The organism is Mangrovibacillus sp. Mu-81, assembly GCF_036867415.1.
Lineage (GTDB): Bacteria > Bacillota > Bacilli > Bacillales > Bacillaceae_B > Rossellomorea.
In genome coordinates, this window is sequence record NZ_JBAJHU010000008.1 from 68,591 (window position 1) to 86,321 (window position 17,731).

The window sequence follows — 17,731 nt, forward strand, 5'->3', positions numbered from 1 at the left end:
TGTTTCTTTTTTTTGGATAATGAACACTGGAAGAGTGTATCTATTCCACATACACTAGATTATCAGTATAGAGGGGTGCAGGAGATCAGCATGAAAAGTAAATTACCTTTTAATTTAACTAAGGATCAATCCTTTTATGAAGCACTATCAGATTGGGTGGGAGATGTCTTTTATGATATCTTACCTGAAAAAGGATTCGACCTTCGGGATGAGCAAGTGTTCATGGCATTTCAATTAAACCAGGCGTACAAACAGAAACAAGTCATGTTTGCAGAAGCCGGTGTCGGTACGGGAAAGACATTGGTATATCTGTTATATGCATTGTCATATGCGCGGTATACAGGCAAACCTGCCATCATTGCATGTGCAGATGAAACGCTTATTGAACAACTTGTAAAAAAAGACGGTGACATCCAAAAACTCGAACAAGCACTCGAGTTGAATATAGATGTACGGTTAGCCAAATCAAGAGAACAATATCTGTGTATCAAAAAGCTTGAAGAAAAATTGAATATCAACGAAAGTTTCCATGATATTTGGGAAGGGCTGCCCCCATTCGTTCATGAAACCAACTCAATGAACAGGTTCACCCACTACGGTGATCGCAAGGAGTATGCACATTTACCCGACGAGGAGTGGAACGAAATCGGTTGGGATTCTTTGCAGGATTGTATGTCTTGTGTGTACCGGCACCGCTGCGGACAAACACTTCACAGGGAACATTACAGGAACTCTTCAGATTTGATTGTGTGTTCTCATGACTTTTATATGGAACATATATGGACTAAGGATTCCCGAAAACGAGAAGGACAACTGCCTCTATTACCAGAAGCAAGCTCGGTCGTTTTTGACGAAGGCCATTTATTGGAATATGCCTCTCAGAAGGCGATGACTTATCGCATGAGAATGGAAACGCTGGAAAGCCTGCTTGAACGGTTATCGGCTTCCGACATGAGGGAATCGACACTTTACCAGATTGAAGATATTATGCTCTCGAACGAAAAATGGTTTACATTATTGGAACAGGGGGCGAAGACTGGGAGCGGGACGGACAGGCAGTATATTACCCGCTCTTCCTCGACCCTGGATCAAGGAAAGCTCTTGACGGAAAGCATTGAAAACCTATTGAACGAACTTGTTTTCGAGTCGGAAATGTATGTAATGGATGACTATTTATTAAAAGTTGTCGAGGAATATCTTGAACAAATCCAGTATTCGCTAAAGCTGTTCCTCGAAGATGAGAAAGGCATTTACTGGCTGGAGGCAACAGAAGATGAACATACATTTGTCGTCATGCCAAGGCTGGTAGAAGAAATACTCAGAACGAAAGTGTTTTCTCAAAATATTCCATTCATTTTTTCATCCGCTACTTTATCGTATAACCGAGATTTCTCATACGTGGCACAGTCACTGGGGATCGAGGAATTTGAAAAATTCTCAGTGGATTCACCGTACGAATACGATGAGATGATGAACGTATACATTCCTGAGAACTTGAATGGGCTTGATTCGAAGTTCGGTTATGCAGTGGAACAACTGAAGCGAAATAATGGTAAGTCACTTTTGCTTTTCTCTACTAAAGAGGAGATGAATGCATTCAGGGAATTTTATCGAAACGAATCCGAACAGGAATGGAAGGTCATATTTGAAGGCGACAAGGAAATCAGTCATACGGTGGAAGAGTTCCAGAATGACCGATCTGCTGTATTATGTTCCTATCATTTATGGGAAGGCCTTGATATACCAGGGGAATCTCTCACGCAAGTAGTGATCGCATCTCTGCCATTCCCTCCGAAAGATCCTGTGTTTGATGCAAAGCGCAAACATGCATTGAACCCGGAGGATGAAGTGGATGTTCCTTACATGCTTCTTCGTATGAGACAAGGCATCGGACGATTGATCCGGACAAGTGAAGATTACGGAAAGATCCATATTTTATTAAGTGAAGAAGATTCGTCATACAGAGAAGTGCTTAAATCGATTCTTCCTGTTCAAGTGAATACGATGAAAGTCTAAGAAATAGCCGTCCCCGTGGCGGCTATTTTCTTGTATATAATACCTGAATCTTTTTAGAAGGATTTGTCAGAAAAATATGATAAAATAGAGAAGGTGTTTATTAAGGGGGCTTAAAGATGAGAGAAGAATTAGTAGAAATGAGAGACAATTTTCTAGAATACGTGAAAAAAATGACTGCGTATAACGAAGCACTCGGTTTGATGTTTTGGGATTTACGGACCGGTGCACCAAAGAATGGTGCAGAACAGCGTTCAGAGGTGATCGGAATGCTTTCATCCGAGTTATTTGCAATGTCCACTTCAAATGACATGGCTGCATATCTGGCGAAGCTGTCACCAGAGAGAGCGCAGCTTGATGAACGGACACAGAAACTGCTTGAAGAATGCCAGAAGGAATACGACAGGAATAAAAAAATACCAGCTTCTGAATATAGAGAATATGTTGTACTTCAATCAAAAGCGGAAACCATCTGGGAAGAAGCAAAGTCCAAAGCAGATTTCGAGATGTTTCAGCCTTATTTAGAAAAGTTGGTAGCTTACACTAAGCGATTCATCGATTATTGGGGTTATGATAACAACAAATATGATACACTTCTCGATATGTATGAGCCTGGTGTGACAGTTGATGTCCTGGACAAGGTATTCGGCGAACTGAGGGATAAAATCGTACCTTTAGTCCATAAAATTTCAGAATCAGAGAACAAACCTCATACTGATTTTTTGTTCGAACATTTCCCTAAAGAAAAACAAAAAGAGTTCAGTTTAGAAGTACTGGAGCAAATGGGATATGACTTCAACTCGGGAAGACTGGATGAAACCGTTCATCCTTTCGCTATAGGTTTGAACCCCGGTGATGTAAGGGTAACAACCAAGTATGATGAAAGTGATTGGAGAACGGCCGTATTCGGTACAATCCATGAAGGCGGTCATGCGCTTTATGAACAAAATATATCAAAAGATTTAGTTGGCACCCCATTATGCACGGGAACGTCAATGGGAATTCACGAATCACAGTCTCTGTTTTATGAGAATTTTGTCGGGAGAAATTATTCTTTCTGGAAACAAAATTACGATCTGCTTAAACGTTACACCGATGGTCAATTTGATTCAGTGGATATTGACCATTTCTACAAAGCGATCAATGAATCCAAGCCTTCTTTGATCAGAATTGAGGCAGATGAACTAACCTATGCGCTGCATATCATCATCCGCTATGAGATTGAAAAGGGATTGTTCAATGATGAATTTGAGGTGAAGGACCTTCCGCAAATCTGGAATCAAAAGTACGAAGAGTATTTGGGGGTCAAGCCTGCTCATGACGGTGAAGGCGTCCTTCAGGATGTTCATTGGGCAGGCGGCAGCTTCGGGTATTTCCCTTCCTATGCGCTGGGATATATGTACGCAGCCCAATTTAGAAAAGCGATGCAAAAAGACATTCCCGACTTTGATGAACTTCTCGAAAAAGGAGATCTTGGCCTTATCAAAGAGTGGTTGAGAGACCATGTCCACAGATGGGGAAAAATGAAAAAGCCGCTGGAAATCCTGAAAGATGTGACGGGGGAAGGCTTGAATGCTTCCTATCTGGCTGAATATTTAATTGAAAAGTATACGAAAGTATATTCACTTTGATAAAAGTTGAAAGAGGCTGGCACAAAAGTGTTTTAGTCTGAATAAAACCCGAATTAATTTGAATTATAAGTTCAAATTAGTTCGGGTTTTTTATTAGCTTTGTTCAAATGTCCATTTAGTATATAGCTTGTTCGAGCGGTTGATTGGAGTGCAAGACGAAGACTCCTATCAGAAAAGCGGAAGGGCTTTGCTCAGAGGCGTGTGGCATAAGGCGAATCGGCCACGAAGGCGTTCTTTGCCTTCTTGGTCGGTTTGACTTATGTCATGTGCCTCTAAGCCCTGCAGCTGGACAATTACTCCTCGAATTTAAAGGAGGCTCACGGGCTACCCGCGGAAAGCGAAGTCTTGCACGGAAATCATTAGCGGTAATCAGGGTCAATACTGATGATGTTCGCCTTTAGGCAGTTGTTTTTTTGTTTTGTCCCAGACTCTTTTTTATATTTATTACCACACCCTGAACCCTTTTGAAGGCCGAGGACCATTTTGGAACATATCCATGAACGGTACAGAATAGGCTGCAAGAATGAGAGCGGCAAGGACTGTAAGCCAGATCTTCCAATTTTCAAGAACCATAGGAGTTTTTTTGCCCCTTCCGTTTGTTCCCCAACCGGGAATTCTTCTTCACCTTTTGGAGCGAAGAAAGCGAGATTAATAAAGATATATAGGACTGGGAGGATTCCTATAAACAGAATTGTACCACCGATTGCTTGTGCAATCTGATAAGGGATCCAGTCAATGGCCAGCTGTGCACCACCATAAGCAGAGAAGGAAGAACGTCTTGGTATACCTAATAATCCTTCAGCATGCATAGCACCTGACATGATTCCCATTCCGACTGACCATGCGACTGCTTGCACGATCGCCATCTTGTCATCGCTTTCGTTAAGACACGCCCTGTTAAATGAGGGACCAGCCAATAGGAAATCCCGAAGAACGTCAACACCACAGAAGTTGCGGGAGTTAAGTGAAAATGACCTGTTAGCCAGATTGTATTGTGTATAACCTGGTTCATCTGGTTGGAAGCATTGATCAACCCCCCTGCTCCCGCCGGGATGAACGCAGCCATCCCGATGAAGGGTACTGAAAAGCGTGCATCTCCCCAGGGAAGCGTTTTAAACCATCCGAACAAACCAATAGCTCCTGTTGAGAGGCCGTACATTTCAAACGTTGCAAACAATGAGAAGGCAGTCATCAATGAAGGGATAACAACCATAAATGTAAGGACTACCTGTAGAAACTTCCAAAATGCATCAATTCCCGGTTCCACCAGCTGATGGTGAAATCCGACGGGGATAGAGAATAAGAGAAATAATACAAAAGATAATCTTGCCAGTGAATCAGAGAAAATTTTACCTCCAATAACCTTTGGGATAATCGCATACCATGCCTTATAGGCCGGCAATTACCAGAAATAAACCAATGGATCTCCAAAATACATTTCAGTCCACCACCTTAATCATGGATTGCATCGTGTGATGACCAACTCCACAGTACTCATTGCATACTATTAAAAATTCAACAGTCTTATCGAGTGTTGTTGTATATTCACTGATATATCCAGGTTCAAGCATCATGTTGATGTTCGTTCCGGCTACCTCAAAGCCATGAATTACGTCCTTTGTAGTAGCAATAACTTTTATCTTCGAGTTTTTAGGAACTTCCACTTCGCCAGGGTTATATAAAAGGTGGACGCGACCATAACCAGCTCGTAATCCCATTCTTCACCTTCGATTTTTTTCAGCCCCGGCTGATTGAAAGGTCCGATATCATCTACTTGTTCAGGGTTGATATAAGCCTTCGCCCCTCGGGAGTTGATGACCTTGATGAAAGGCACTGATCCCGAGAATGATTAAAAAGATAATAAGAGAGCCGGTACCGAGGGTCAGCCACCATTTTTCATAACGATGCATATGCATGTTCATTCGCTCCTTTTTAAAAACGATTGATGAATAGTATAAAAACTCCAATCCAGGATAGGACCAGAAACACTCCCAGCAGCAACACGGAAGTAAACGTCCCTTTAAGGGAAGACTGATCTTCAACCTTGGTATGAGCTTTCTTATTCAATTCAGGATTTGTCATCATGCTCACTCCTTTCACCTCTTGATGATGTATTGGATTACCTCAATCATAATTCCATGAGCGACCGTCCATCTGTGATTAATGTCACACCTTTAAGGGTTATTTGTGAAATAAGTATGAAGTATTTCACATAAAGACAAATTGAAAATAACTCGGGAGAAAGATCCGGTTCCAATAAAAAAAGTGTTACATACAATGTATGAAGTATGTTTATTTGTCAGGGGGAAGAACGGTGGAAAGATATTATTGTAAAAAGTGCTGTCAATTATTCAATGAGAGCAGAAGGTGTTCGTTTTGCGGAGAAAAGGCTGACACAAAGATCCATATTATCGTCCATACACAACCGGTAAAGAAAGAATAGGTCACTATTTGTTAGACTGGAAGTTGTGATAAAATATAGAAGATTCAAAAAAGAGAGGAGTGTCAAGGATGTATTTACCTTCTTTTTCACTGAAAAATAAAACAGCTGTCATTACAGGGGCCGGGCGCGGAATAGGACGGGCACTTAGTATCGGACTGGCAGAAGCGGGGGCGGATGTAGTGCTGCTGTCACGCACGAAGGGAAATTTGGAAGAGACGGCAGCCCGCATCCATGAATTGGGGCAGAAGGCATATATACTCCCCACTGATGTTACATCAAGAGAGGAAATCCGGGCAGTTGTACAATACATAGAAAGTCAGGGTTTGACTATTGACATATTAATTAATAATGCAGGGATGAATATACGATCAAATGCTTTTGAAGTGACAGATGATGAATGGAAAACAATCATGGATACCAATTTGAAATCTGCCTTTATGATGAGTCAGGAAATAGGAAATCTTATGAAAGGGAATGGAAGAGGGAAGATCATCAATATTGCATCAGTTGCAGGACATGTAGCTCTGCGCACAGGAGTGGTTTATGCGGCAACGAAAGCAGCCATGATTCAAATGACTAAAGTATTGGCATTTGAATGGGGGCAGCATAATATTAACGTAAACAGTATCGGTCCATGGTATTTTAAAACACCGTTAACAAAAGAACTCCTGACCAACAAAGATTATGTAGAAGACATATTATCTGTTACGCCTTTAAAAAGAATCGGTGAATTGGAGGAATTGGTCGGCCCTGCAGTATTTCTTGCTTCTGATGCGGGGAACTACGTAACCGGTCAGACAATATTTGTCGATGGAGGCATGACAATTCAAGGTTTTTAACCTTTTAGAGGATAAGAAGAGCGGACATCCTATTGTTCCGCTCTTCTTTGTTCCAGTCATTCTTCAATTATTAATAGGATGAGAAACTCGCCCACGGATGTTAATAATTCCGAATAGGGCCATCTTGTAAATTTATTAATCAGTAGAATCTGAGTACATGTTATTTCACATACTGGTAAACCTATCCTTATATGGAATGAGATAAGGAGGATGGTTGTTATGCCAAAGATAGTAGCTGTTGAGACGGAAATACCCCCTTTTAAAATCACGCAGACTGAAGCAGCAAAATTTGCCCGCAATCTGTTCTCGGAAAGCTTTAAGGATATTGACCGTCTGCTCCCCATATTTGAAAATGGAGAAATTGAAAGCAGGTATTTCGTAAATGATCTTGAATGGTTTGCAAGTTCGCATTCATTTCAGGAAAAAAACGATCTTTTCATCCGTAATGCTGTAGAGTTGGGAAGCAGGGCGATAGAGAAGTGTTTGACTAATAATCACGTCAACTATGACGATATTGAAGCAATATTCACTATTTGTACATCGGGACTGGCAACCCCGAGCATCGAAGCCCGGATTATGAATCTCCTGCCTTTCTCCCCCCATGTAAAGCGAATTCCTATCTGGGGCTTGGGATGTGCAGGCGGAGCTGCCGGGATATCCAGGGGGTATGAATACTGTAAGGCGTTTCCAAAATCGAATGTGCTGATCCTATCCATCGAATTATGTTCATTGACATTTCAGCATGGTGACCGTTCTAAGAGTAATCTGGTTGGGACATCGTTATTTGCGGATGGAGTGGCCTGCACTCTCCTATGTGGAGATGAAAGCGCGGTGATAGAAGGTATCACAAATCCGCTTCCATCCATTTTTGCCACTCAATCCACCACCTTGAAGGACTCGATCGATGTCATGGGGTGGACTATCAAAGATGATGGTCTGTATGTAGTATTCTCTAAAGATATTCCAACTCTCGTCAAAAATTGGCTGAGGCCGAACGTGGAGAAATTCATCCATTCCAAGGGGATCGGAATCGATGAGATAAAACATTTTGTTGCGCATCCCGGAGGTAAGAAAGTGATCGAGGCTTACCAGGAAGCGTTGGGGTTCGGTGAGAGTATGACTGAGCATGCAATGAAAATCCTGAAACAATACGGCAATATGTCATCAGTCACGATCTTCTATGTGTTGAAGGAATTTCTGCAGGATAATTGCGCAATCGGTGATATCGGACTGGGTGCTGCATTAGGACCGGGATTCAGCTCTGAATTAGTATTGATGAGGTGGGAATGATGGTATTCTTCAATGTATTCTTCGTCGTTCTGGCAATACAGAGGCTCGTTGAATTAATATTGGCAAGGAAAAACGAAAAGTGGATGAAAAGTCAGGGTGCGAAAGAATACGGTCAAAAGCATTATCATGCAATGGTGCTGATTCATATTGCTTTTTTTGTCTCACTTTATATAGAGGCAGGAATTTTCCACACCGCCATCCATCCTCTTTGGGAATACCTGCTTTCCGTGTTTCTCCTCACTCAAGCGGGAAGAATGTGGGTCATTTCTTCCCTGGGCAAGTTCTGGAATACAAAAATAATCGTTCTTCCGTATGCTGAAGTAGTGGCATCAGGACCTTATAAACTGTTCAGACACCCGAATTATCTTATCGTAACCATCGAATTGATCATTGTTCCATTACTATTCAATGCTTATTGGACAATGGTTATTTTTGCTGTTCTCAACCAACTCATACTCTTCACGAGGATTCCGATAGAAGAACATGCCCTTAGTATTGAAACAGATTACGAACTTGTACACGTTAAGACACCCGGATGGATCGGAACTGTCAAAAAAGAAAAATGAATTTCTCATTGAAAATGATTATCGTTTTTGATACGATGTAATTGAACATGAAAATTATTCTCAATTGCACGTCCAAATATAGTAAAGGTGGGGAATGGAATGGTTTGGTTTCTTATTTTGTTAACGGTGGTCACATACGGCTTTATCATGAAACACGTCTTATCGAATATCATGAAGGATCGACATCCTGTCCGGAAAAAAGTCCCTTATCAAAAAAGTCCTCAATCATTTGCCCCATCCAGCCTCATCACAACAGAATCGACAAGATAGTCTCCTTCACAACAAGGAGGCTTTTTTTATTGTGTAGTCTTAAAATTTTTTTCAGGTTAATTTAGTATAATGATTTGAGATTGACTGATAGATCTGAAGTGAGATTAATAAACAATAGAGAATTCGAAATAAATACGATAAAATATATGCGTTACCATCTTTTGAAATAGAAAGGATCTTCGACATGAGCAGCATTGACCAAAAGAGTACCAATTTACATACAATCCTGCAGGAACTGGCAGGCTATGACGACATATTCAGGAGTAAGGGAGATGAAGGACGTTCCCGAAAAGTTGAAAGATTGGCAGAAAAGATTTATAAGCAGGAGTTCATTCTTGCATTTTGCGGACATTTCTCTGCAGGTAAATCCACGATGATCAATTATCTGATGGGGGAAGAGATTCTTCCCTCAAGCCCCATCCCAACCAGTGCAAACCTGGTGAAAGTGCATCATTCTGAAGAGGATTATGCGAAAATCCACTACCATTCAGGGAAGCCGGTTTATTTTAGAAAACCCTTTGAGTATTCGACTATAAAAGCATTCTGCAGAAACGGGGAAGATGTGTATTCCGTTGAAATCGGGAAAAATGAAACATCATTGCCCGCAGGAGTGTCCATACTCGATACACCAGGTGTCGACAGTACCGACGATGCGCACAGACTTTCCACGGAGTCAGCCATCCACTTGGCCGATGCGGTGTTTTATGTGATGGATTACAACCATGTTCAATCACAGGTGAACTTTCAATTCACCAAAGAAATGAAGCGGCATGGGGTGAAGCTTTATCTGGTAGTGAATCAGATTGATAAGCATCAAGAAGAGGAGCTCCCCCTTCATGAATTCAAAGATGGGGTAAGGGATTCATTTGCTTCATGGGGAGTGGTTCCGGACGGAATTTTCTATACCAGTTTAAAACAGTTGGATCACCCGGATAATGAGGCGGAAACCCTGCGTGAATTAATCAAGATGCAGGTGACTGATAAGGAAGACTTAATCAAATCATCCGCAAGGTCCGCGATGTCTCAGCTTTTGCATGAGCATGAAATCTGGTATGAAGAACAGAAGCAGCATATAAAAGAAGAAAGCATGTGCTGCTTGTCAGAAGAGGATTGGAGCAATAAAGACACATTGCTTCTGGAAGAAGGACAGGTTTTGGACGAATTATCTGAGATTGACAGCAGTGAGATCAAGCAGGTATTTGAAGATGAAAGAAGTAAAATTCTAAAGAATGCCTATCTAATGCCATTTGAGACGAGGGATCTTGCAAAGGGATTTTTAGATAGCCAGCAGGCTGACTTTAAAATCGGCTTACTGTTTTCCAGGCAAAAAACGGAAGAGGAAAAGTCCAGAAGAGCCCAAGTGTTTAAAGAAGAAGTGAATAGCAGAATTGAAACGCAGCTTGATTGGCATTTGAAAACACTTGGAAAATCAATAATAAAACAAAATAATATCTCTACTCCAGGACTGTTTGAAGCATGGGAAAAGTTTTCATTGAAGGTTGATGAGCAATACTTAACTTCATTGATCAAGCCGGGTGCCAAAGTGACCGGTGATTACGTATTGCAATATTGCGATAATTTGTCAGAAGATTTAAAGAAGAATGCCAGAAAGCAAACGAATGAGTTACTAGAAACCGGATTGGAACAGATTAAACTAAATTCAGAAACCAAACAGAAGCATCTCGAGGATAAACTCCAGACAATCAGTCAGAAAACAGTATATGTGCATAAATGGGATCTGTTGGAGGAGGAAAAACAGCAGCAAATAGAGAAGTTGAATAATGTTACGGGATCGGATGTGAATGAAGAGAAAATTTCTAATTGGATAAGTGGGTGGGAAGTAAAGGATAATCATTTTACTGAAGCATCCGACATACAAGAAGACGGGACTCTCCCTGTATCAGAAATCAAGGATTCTGAAGTAGAAGTGACACCACAACTACCGGCGGATGGCTCTCGGGTATCGGCAGAAACGGCAATAAACAGGCTGGGGCGTATGGCAAAGGTGTTCAAAGACCTGCATGGCTTCAGTAAGGTAGCCAATATATTGGAAGGAAAGATGGAGAGGCTTTCTCATCAGAATTTTACGATTGCATTATTCGGTGCTTTCAGTGCCGGGAAATCATCCTTTGCAAACGCACTTCTCGGTGAAAAGGTGTTACCGGTCAGCCCGAATCCGACGACCGCTTCAATCAACCGGATCAGACCTGTAACCGGTCTGCATCACCATGAAACAGCGGATGTACAAATTAAAACCGAAGTACAACTTTTGCAGGACATTTCCCACTCCCTGTCTTTTTTTGATAGAAACATATCAAGTGTAGAGGATGCCTTTAAGGTCATTCCAGCCTTGCTGGAGGAAACAGGAGGGGATGCAAAAGAAAAAATCCACCTTGCGTTTCTGCGTGCCTTTTACAAAGGTTTTAATGAATTCAAAAAGGTTCTGGGAGAAGAAATCACTGTGAACCTGGATGAATACAGAAGGTATGTCGCAGATGAAGACAAGTCTTGTTTTGTTGAATCCATCGATTTGTATTACGATTGCGATGTAACACGGAAAGGAATCACTCTGGTGGATACACCGGGAGCAGATTCGATTAACGCCCGCCACACGGGAGTCGCTTTCGAATATATTAAAAACGCAGATGCCATTCTATTTGTTACCTATTATAATCATGCCTTTGCAAAAGCAGACCGTGAGTTCCTTATACAATTGGGACGGGTAAAAGATGCCTTTGAGCTCGATAAAATGTTTTTTATCGTTAATGCCATCGACCTTGCTGAAAATGAAGCAGAAAAAGATGAGGTAATGGAATATGTACAGAATCAGCTGATTCAATATGGAATTCGCTTTCCGAGGCTTTTCGGGGTCTCATCTTTACTAGCCCTGAAGGAGAAAGAAAAGCAAAAGAGTGGAATGGAAAACTTCAAACATGAATTCGATTTGTTTATTCAAAACGAGCTCGTGCGAATGAGCGTGGATTCCGCAATCAACGAATGGGAAAAGGGCATCAAACGATTCCAGAACTACATTGCCTCCGCTTCAAGTGATAAATCAAGTAAAGAGAAGCAGATCGCTGACCTGCAGCAGGCAAAATCCAAAGTGAATGAATTTCTGAATACAAGAAGCACGGACTCATTGGAACGGGAAGTGGAACAGGAAATAAATGAGTTGATTTACTACTTGAAACAACGTGTCTTTTTCCGCTTATCCGACTTTTATAAAGAAGCCTTTCATTCGGGGCTTTTCATGAATGAACCGAACTATTCAAAGGCTTTGCAAAAAGGATTGAAGGAGTTTATATCCAGTGCAGGATTCGACCTGTCACAGGAACTGAGAGCTACATCCTTAAGAATCCGTAAGTTCATCGGGAGTCTGCTTGATGCAGAATGGGAAGAATTTGAAACCGTCATTCGTGGATGGGACAGCCGGATCATTCTGTCTTCGTCTGAATATGAAAATGACGATACCATCAAGTTTGAACAAGCTTTCAAGGAGATCGATTTGGAGAGGTTCACAAGGGCTTTTTCCGCTTTCAAGAACCCCAAACATTTCCTTGAAAAAGGCGGGAAGAAAGAGGTTCAGGAAGATCTTGTGAAGGAACTCCATGAACCAGCCGACGAGTATCTAAGAAGTGAGAAACAAAAGTTGAAAGCATGGAGTGAGCAATTGATAAAGACCCGTTTCACGATTCTGATCGAAGAGGCAAAAGCACATACCTTTGAACAAATGGATTCGACGATCGAAGCATTGAATACCGTTCAGGATATTGCAAAACTTCGAGAAGAACTTAAGTGGCTTGAGGAGTCATCCTGAATACTGTCCTGAAAGAGGGTGATTGAGATGAGCGACAATAATCCTTTTCACTGCTGTGCCACCTGCATTCACATCCGTTCCAGTAAATCATCGAAGAATCCAAGGACAAGTTATTATTGTTCCAGGCTCGGCTATGAAACAAAGACAGCGTATAAATTTTCCTGCTGGGAACCGAAAGAAGCCGTAAAGGAATTGATGAAAAAGAGGGGGATATTATGATGCGTTTTATTAAAAGTGTGGATTGGCTAAAAGAACATCTAAATGATCGAAGTGTTAAGGTGATCGACTGCAGCTTTTCATTGGGGAATCCTTCTGCCGGCAAAACAGCCTATCTGCAGGAGCATATTCCTGGAGCGGTGTACTTCGATCTTGAGAAAGATTTGTCCGGTCTCGTAAAAGAGCACGGGGGACGGCATCCCCTTCCAAATATGAAAAATTTTCTCCGTAAAATAGAAAATGCGGGCATAGGCAATGATTCCATCCTTGTAGCTTATGACCAGCAGGAGGGGGCATTTGCAAGCAGGTGCTGGTGGCTGTTTCGTTATCTTGGACATGAGCGGGTCTACGTGCTGAACGGAGGATTTCAGGCATGGAAGGACAGCGGGTTCGATTCCGAATCAACCATTCCTGACTACGGAACAAGCAGCTATACCCCCTCGTTCAATGAAGACATGCTTGCTTCATTAGAGGAAGTAGAGCTTATTTCCAAAGGAGAGAGTCACTCGATTTTACTTGATTCACGGAGTATAAAACGATATCAGGGTATCGAAGAGCCGATCGATCGTATCCCCGGACATATTCCGAAGGCGATCAATATCCCTTGGACCGAAGGGGTCGATAAAGGATTCTTTGGTGATGCCGCTTTACAGAGAAAACGATTTCTACGTATTGACAAGGATAAACCTATCGTTGTATATTGCGGTTCCGGCGTAACTGCCACCCCTAACATCCTCACACTATTGGAAGAAGGGTTCCAAGATGTGAAACTATACGCCGGCAGCTACAGCGACTGGGTATCGTATGAACATCATAAGGTGGACAAACAATGAGGATGACTGAACAACAAGCCTGTAGGACTACAGGCTTGTTTTCTTTACCAATAGGGAGAGAAAGAAAATATGTTATACTTTTAGAGGAATGATTTAAGAAAGAAAAAGACGATGCCAATTGCAGACAGTCAGGAGTGTATGAAATGAAGAAAAACGAACATATATTATTAATAGATGGAATGGCTCTCTTATTCCGGTCTTTTTTTGCTACTGCCGTAACTGGCCAATTCATGATGAATTCAAAAGGGCTGCCTACCAATGGTGTGCAAGGGTTCATGAAGCACCTGCTTATGGCTGTCGATTATGTCAAGCCAACTCATATCCTGGTTTGCTGGGACATGGGCAGCCAAACGTTCCGAAATGAGGTGTATACGGCTTATAAATCAAATCGAAATGCTCCTCCGGTCGAATTGATTCCTCAGTTCGATCTGGCCAAAGAAGTCGCAGAAGGATTCAATTTGGCAAATGTGGGAGTACCGGGCTATGAAGCGGATGACTGTATCGGTACTCTGGCAAAAGCCCACCATAAAGAGCGGAAAGTGACGGTTCTGAGCGGCGATCAGGATTTACTTCAATTACTTGATGAAAACATTGAAATCATGTTATTGAAGAAAGGATTTGGAAATTATCAGACATACACAGCAGACCTGTTCATCGAGGAACGGGGGATCACTCCAAAGCAGTTTATCGATGTAAAAGCTTTAATGGGTGATACGAGTGACGGATACCCGGGTGTCAAAGGAATCGGTGAAAAGACTGCTGTGAAATTAATACAGGAATATGTGGATATTGAAGGTGTATTAAACAATCTCGATAAATTAACACCTTCTCAGAGAAAGAAAATTGAAGCCGGACTGGAGATGCTGCATGTTTCAAGGAAACTGGCCGAGATTCATTGTGAAGTTCCTTTGCCTCTCTCAATCGAAAATGCCGGTTGGAGCCATGTTTCGGATTCTTCCATATCTTTTATAGAGGAACTGGAATTGAAAGTGCTCAGAAGGTTTTTATTGAGTGCAGAATCCCTGATTGCATCCAGTTAAGAAAAGTAAGAGTCAGGTTATATAACCCTGACTCTTTATTAGATAACAGATGATACACGGGATTACTTTTTGGTCGCTTTTTTTGCTGCATTTTCTAATTTGCTCTTTGGTTCCTGAGCGAATTCCGTATCCGCTGCATTGCCTTGAGGATTGACACTGCCTGCTGCTTTTCCTTTGTTTTTATTATTATTTTTGCTCATCGTAACGCCTCCTAAAGTAGATACATACATGATTATTTTACGTTTTGTCCTATAAATTATCCCATGCAACCAGGAATTTTAGGACAGACTATTGATAAGGGAGGTGTATAGGGTGAATAAAGGTATACTGACAGCCTTGTTGAGTATTGTGTTAGCTCAAGGATTCAAAATCCCCCTTCATTATATGAAAAAGAAGGAATGGAAACCTGAACTATTTTTCCAGACAGGGGGCATGCCAAGCTCTCACAGTGCAGGGGTTGCTTCTTTAACTACATTTATCGCATTAAAAAAAGGGGTCAAAACGATTGATTTTGCCCTTTCCTTTATTTACGGTCTAATCGTGATGTATGATGCCCAGGGGATTAGAAGACAGACGGGTGAATTGACGCTTAAAGTGAATAGCCTGGATGAGCTTGTCAGAAAAGCGCACGAGGAAGAATCAGTTGAATTTGAGGAAAAAAAGCCTAAAATCCTTAAAGAAATGCTTGGGCATCAGCCTCAAGAAGTAGTCGGCGGTGCTGTATTAGGGCTGGTGATGGGGGCACTGGGATTTTTGGTTTCAAAAAAAGATAGGCAAAGAAATAGATTTTTTGTAAGATGAAAAAGACAATGTTGTAATTAGGGTGAGGAGAAAAGTGAAAAAAACAACTGAAGATTTTCTCATAGAATTGGAAAACAGGGGATTTAAATTTCAGGAAGATGCGATTGGTTTCATCTATTTCGGAAAAAAGTATACCGATGCTCCTGATGAATTGGTGAACAGCGCAATCGAGATCACACTAAAAGCGCAAAAACAGTTTGACTCAAGCTTTTATATGTCTATATTGGAACGCCTGCATTCCCAAAAGATCACTTCAAGGAAAGAAGCGCTAAGATGGATGGATCATCAAGGACTTGCATAATTCAAGGCTGAAATTGACAATAAATGCTTATGTATCAAATAAAAAAGGAGAGCCCGATGCAGGCCTCCTTTTTGTTTTCATTCATTCTGATGAATGGCTTTCCTGGCGAGGTCATCAGCCATTTTATTCTCTTTACTTGGAATCCATTTGATGAAAAACAGGGGGATTTGTTGGGACAGGATTAATATTTCATGTAACACTGATTTATAAGCAGCACCTTTGACGAATTCTTTTTCCACTGCTTGCACCAGAGCCTGGGAGTCACTGCGGACCCAAACCGTCTGTGCACCCAGTCCGATACATAATTCCAACGCTTTCATGCAAGCAGTGAATTCGGCAAGATGATTATCCATTTCTCCGAGCGGCAGGGAATGATGTTCCAACCGGCCATTTTGTTTGATCACGATTCCTGCCCCGCTTGGACCCGGATTGCCTGCGCTTGCTCCATCTACATTTACTTCAAATATAGGACTCACCTCGTTTCTGGATGTCTTAAGGTATTCGATTGCATTATTACCAAATGAAGTAACCTCAATCAAATAATCTACCTTAACAAATAATTTCATTCTGTGGTTGAACTAGCTTGGGCAGCAGCATAATAATAGTCAAAATAAAATTTTTATCAAGTGGTTCCTCCATTATACTGACTAAAGGAAGCTTGAACAATATGAAGACTACAGATGGAAGAGAGTGATCAATATGAAAATGAAACTAAAGTTTAAATATGTTAGTAAAACAAGCAGCGACATTTGGTTCGAATCATCATGGTTTCCAAGGAAGGAAACGATGATACACGTCGATGATATAATGAAAACGGGCAGAGTCGCTGACCTTGAAATCATTGACGAAATGGAAAATTCCTGGACACGTAAAGAATTTGTCAAATTAAATAAACAACTGGATAAAGAACCTGAAAATATCGTCGTCTATTTTGATGGAGGGTTTGATAAAGATAGGTTCCTGTCCGGCATAGGAATTGTCATTTATTACGATAAAGGTGATGAGAAATTCAGAATACGTAAAAATGAAAAACTAACGGCACTTGAAAATAATAATGAAGCAGAATATGCTGCATTGCACAATGCTCTTTTACTGCTGGATGAAATCGGAGTGAAAAACTCAACCTGTACGATAAAGGGGGATTCCCAAGTTGTACTGAAGCAGCTTGAAGGGGAGTGGCCATGCTTTGATGAAGGATTAAACAGATGGCTTGATCGCATTGAGTCGATCATCGATAAAAGGCAATTGAAGATAACGGTAGACACTGTGAACAGGAATGCTAACAAGGAAGCAGATAAGCTCGCTAATCAGGCTTTGCTTGGGACTGAAGTTCACAGTCATAAGCGCATAGAATAATTTCAGCCCTCATTATATATTCTATAAATACAAACCAAAAGATTGTTGGAGGAAGATTAGGAGTGATGAAATGGACCGCAGACAAGTGGTTGATAAAGTGGATGAGTTGATCGACACCTATTGCAGCGACTGCTTGCTTAAGGCATATTTTCGTAAAGAATACGGTAAATCAAGAGCACATCGTTTCTGTATCGCAGAGTGTACAGTCGGTGAACAAATCAAACTTTACGGAAATCAATTAAAGTAGTCAATAACAAAATATAAATGAAAAAAGCGGACGATCAAATCGTCCGCTTTTTTCATTTATATGGGTTT

At 41.3% G+C, this 17,731-nt stretch carries 19 protein-coding genes and 1 pseudogene; 14 read left to right on the top strand and 6 right to left on the bottom strand.

All coding sequences use genetic code 11. The features are described from left to right. Positions 1 to 90 precede the first annotated feature (90 nt). Entirely contained in the window at positions 91 to 2,016 is a 1,926-nt protein-coding gene (locus tag V6B33_RS15800; RefSeq protein WP_334218719.1) for an ATP-dependent DNA helicase, read from the top strand. Between the two features lie 116 nt (positions 2,017 to 2,132). After that, positions 2,133 to 3,644, top strand: a complete 1,512-nt coding sequence (locus tag V6B33_RS15805; protein ID WP_334218720.1) for a carboxypeptidase M32 — start codon at positions 2,133 to 2,135, stop codon at positions 3,642 to 3,644. A 444-nt stretch (positions 3,645 to 4,088) separates the two neighbouring features. Here the strand turns inward: V6B33_RS15805 and V6B33_RS15810 are convergent. From V6B33_RS15810 to V6B33_RS15820, 4 genes and pseudogenes are all read right to left on the bottom strand, one after another. Then, positions 4,089 to 5,079 (bottom strand): annotated as a pseudogene (locus V6B33_RS15810) (cbb3-type cytochrome c oxidase subunit I); the annotation flags it as partial. A 4-nt stretch (positions 5,080 to 5,083) separates the two neighbouring features. Beyond that, entirely contained in the window at positions 5,084 to 5,362 is a 279-nt protein-coding gene (locus V6B33_RS22095; protein WP_442915545.1) for a hypothetical protein, read from the bottom strand. A 60-nt stretch (positions 5,363 to 5,422) separates the two neighbouring features. Continuing rightward, a complete protein-coding gene (locus V6B33_RS22100) occupies positions 5,423 to 5,560 on the bottom strand; it encodes a hypothetical protein (RefSeq protein WP_442915546.1) in 138 nt (45 codons plus the stop codon). Positions 5,561 to 5,576: 16 nt separating this feature from the next. Then, a complete protein-coding gene (locus V6B33_RS15820; protein WP_442915550.1) occupies positions 5,577 to 5,729 on the bottom strand; it encodes a cytochrome c oxidase subunit 2A in 153 nt (50 codons plus the stop codon). Positions 5,730 to 6,155: 426 nt separating this feature from the next. Between V6B33_RS15820 and V6B33_RS15825 the strand changes: the two genes are divergently transcribed. The 8 genes from V6B33_RS15825 to V6B33_RS15860 all read left to right on the top strand — a co-directional run bounded on the left by V6B33_RS15825 (position 6,156) and on the right by V6B33_RS15860 (position 14,958). After that, positions 6,156 to 6,926: an SDR family NAD(P)-dependent oxidoreductase gene (locus V6B33_RS15825; RefSeq protein WP_334218721.1), complete on the top strand. Its 771-nt coding sequence runs from the start codon at positions 6,156 to 6,158 to the stop codon at positions 6,924 to 6,926. Between the two features lie 219 nt (positions 6,927 to 7,145). Further along, the gene (locus V6B33_RS15830; protein WP_334218722.1) at positions 7,146 to 8,216 is read left to right on the top strand and encodes a type III polyketide synthase; all 1,071 of its coding nucleotides are present in this window, start codon (positions 7,146 to 7,148) and stop codon (positions 8,214 to 8,216) included. Beyond that, the gene (locus V6B33_RS15835; RefSeq protein ID WP_334218723.1) at positions 8,213 to 8,782 is read left to right on the top strand and encodes an isoprenylcysteine carboxyl methyltransferase family protein; all 570 of its coding nucleotides are present in this window, start codon (positions 8,213 to 8,215) and stop codon (positions 8,780 to 8,782) included. The genes V6B33_RS15830 and V6B33_RS15835 overlap by 4 nt, the downstream gene beginning before the upstream one ends. Before the next feature lie 99 nt (positions 8,783 to 8,881). Continuing rightward, on the top strand, positions 8,882 to 9,052 hold the full coding sequence (locus V6B33_RS15840; protein WP_334218724.1) for a hypothetical protein: 171 nt from the start codon (positions 8,882 to 8,884) through the stop codon (positions 9,050 to 9,052). 184 nt (positions 9,053 to 9,236) lie between these two features. Then, on the top strand, positions 9,237 to 12,869 hold the full coding sequence (locus tag V6B33_RS15845) for a dynamin family protein (protein WP_334218725.1): 3,633 nt from the start codon (positions 9,237 to 9,239) through the stop codon (positions 12,867 to 12,869). A 27-nt stretch (positions 12,870 to 12,896) separates the two neighbouring features. After that, positions 12,897 to 13,088, top strand: a complete 192-nt coding sequence (locus tag V6B33_RS15850; RefSeq protein WP_334218726.1) for a hypothetical protein — start codon at positions 12,897 to 12,899, stop codon at positions 13,086 to 13,088. Continuing rightward, positions 13,085 to 13,918 (top strand): sulfurtransferase, encoded by an 834-nt coding sequence (locus V6B33_RS15855; RefSeq protein WP_334218727.1) that lies wholly within the window; start codon positions 13,085 to 13,087, stop codon positions 13,916 to 13,918. The genes V6B33_RS15850 and V6B33_RS15855 overlap by 4 nt, the downstream gene beginning before the upstream one ends. Positions 13,919 to 14,061: 143 nt before the next feature. Further along, a complete protein-coding gene (locus tag V6B33_RS15860; RefSeq protein WP_334218728.1) occupies positions 14,062 to 14,958 on the top strand; it encodes a 5'-3' exonuclease in 897 nt (298 codons plus the stop codon). A gap of 62 nt (positions 14,959 to 15,020) precedes the next feature. Here the strand turns inward: V6B33_RS15860 and V6B33_RS15865 are convergent, their stop codons facing one another. Further along, positions 15,021 to 15,158, bottom strand: coding sequence for a small, acid-soluble spore protein L (locus V6B33_RS15865; protein ID WP_334218729.1), 138 nt, complete (start codon positions 15,156 to 15,158; stop codon positions 15,021 to 15,023). Positions 15,159 to 15,270: 112 nt separating this feature from the next. Between V6B33_RS15865 and V6B33_RS15870 the strand changes: the two genes are divergently transcribed. Continuing rightward, complete coding sequence (locus V6B33_RS15870; protein ID WP_334218730.1) at positions 15,271 to 15,759, top strand: divergent PAP2 family protein; 489 nt, start codon at positions 15,271 to 15,273, stop codon at positions 15,757 to 15,759. Between the two features lie 34 nt (positions 15,760 to 15,793). Then, complete coding sequence (locus V6B33_RS15875) at positions 15,794 to 16,060, top strand: DUF6123 family protein (RefSeq protein ID WP_334218731.1); 267 nt, start codon at positions 15,794 to 15,796, stop codon at positions 16,058 to 16,060. Positions 16,061 to 16,137: 77 nt separating this feature from the next. Here the strand turns inward: V6B33_RS15875 and V6B33_RS15880 are convergent, their stop codons facing one another. After that, positions 16,138 to 16,527, bottom strand: a complete 390-nt coding sequence (locus V6B33_RS15880; protein WP_334218826.1) for a reverse transcriptase-like protein — start codon at positions 16,525 to 16,527, stop codon at positions 16,138 to 16,140. 232 nt (positions 16,528 to 16,759) lie between these two features. On the opposite strand from V6B33_RS15880, the gene V6B33_RS15885 reads away from it, so the two are divergent. Then, entirely contained in the window at positions 16,760 to 17,416 is a 657-nt protein-coding gene (locus tag V6B33_RS15885) for a reverse transcriptase-like protein (RefSeq protein ID WP_334218732.1), read from the top strand. Between the two features lie 70 nt (positions 17,417 to 17,486). Beyond that, positions 17,487 to 17,663 carry a zinc-finger domain-containing protein gene (locus V6B33_RS15890; RefSeq protein WP_334218733.1) on the top strand — a complete coding sequence of 59 codons (177 nt, stop codon included), beginning with the start codon at positions 17,487 to 17,489 and terminating at the stop codon, positions 17,661 to 17,663. Positions 17,664 to 17,731 lie beyond the last annotated feature (68 nt).

What these genes read in the sequence shown, in the direction of transcription:
- V6B33_RS15800 (WP_334218719.1), top strand. Translation starts at nt 91, where the DNA reads ATGAAAAGTAAATTACCTTTTAATTTAACTAAGGATCAATCCTTTTAT.
- V6B33_RS15805 (WP_334218720.1), top strand. Translation starts at nt 2,133, where the DNA reads ATGAGAGAAGAATTAGTAGAAATGAGAGACAATTTTCTAGAATACGTG.
- V6B33_RS22095 (WP_442915545.1), bottom strand. Translation starts at nt 5,362, where the DNA reads ATGGGATTACGAGCTGGTTATGGTCGCGTCCACCTTTTATATAACCCT.
- V6B33_RS22100 (WP_442915546.1), bottom strand. Translation starts at nt 5,560, where the DNA reads ATGCATATGCATCGTTATGAAAAATGGTGGCTGACCCTCGGTACCGGC.
- V6B33_RS15820 (WP_442915550.1), bottom strand. Translation starts at nt 5,729, where the DNA reads ATGATGACAAATCCTGAATTGAATAAGAAAGCTCATACCAAGGTTGAA.
- V6B33_RS15825 (WP_334218721.1), top strand. Translation starts at nt 6,156, where the DNA reads ATGTATTTACCTTCTTTTTCACTGAAAAATAAAACAGCTGTCATTACA.
- V6B33_RS15830 (WP_334218722.1), top strand. Translation starts at nt 7,146, where the DNA reads ATGCCAAAGATAGTAGCTGTTGAGACGGAAATACCCCCTTTTAAAATC.
- V6B33_RS15835 (WP_334218723.1), top strand. Translation starts at nt 8,213, where the DNA reads ATGATGGTATTCTTCAATGTATTCTTCGTCGTTCTGGCAATACAGAGG.
- V6B33_RS15840 (WP_334218724.1), top strand. Translation starts at nt 8,882, where the DNA reads ATGGTTTGGTTTCTTATTTTGTTAACGGTGGTCACATACGGCTTTATC.
- V6B33_RS15845 (WP_334218725.1), top strand. Translation starts at nt 9,237, where the DNA reads ATGAGCAGCATTGACCAAAAGAGTACCAATTTACATACAATCCTGCAG.
- V6B33_RS15850 (WP_334218726.1), top strand. Translation starts at nt 12,897, where the DNA reads ATGAGCGACAATAATCCTTTTCACTGCTGTGCCACCTGCATTCACATC.
- V6B33_RS15855 (WP_334218727.1), top strand. Translation starts at nt 13,085, where the DNA reads ATGATGCGTTTTATTAAAAGTGTGGATTGGCTAAAAGAACATCTAAAT.
- V6B33_RS15860 (WP_334218728.1), top strand. Translation starts at nt 14,062, where the DNA reads ATGAAGAAAAACGAACATATATTATTAATAGATGGAATGGCTCTCTTA.
- V6B33_RS15865 (WP_334218729.1), bottom strand. Translation starts at nt 15,158, where the DNA reads ATGAGCAAAAATAATAATAAAAACAAAGGAAAAGCAGCAGGCAGTGTC.
- V6B33_RS15885 (WP_334218732.1), top strand. Translation starts at nt 16,760, where the DNA reads ATGAAAATGAAACTAAAGTTTAAATATGTTAGTAAAACAAGCAGCGAC.
- V6B33_RS15890 (WP_334218733.1), top strand. Translation starts at nt 17,487, where the DNA reads ATGGACCGCAGACAAGTGGTTGATAAAGTGGATGAGTTGATCGACACC.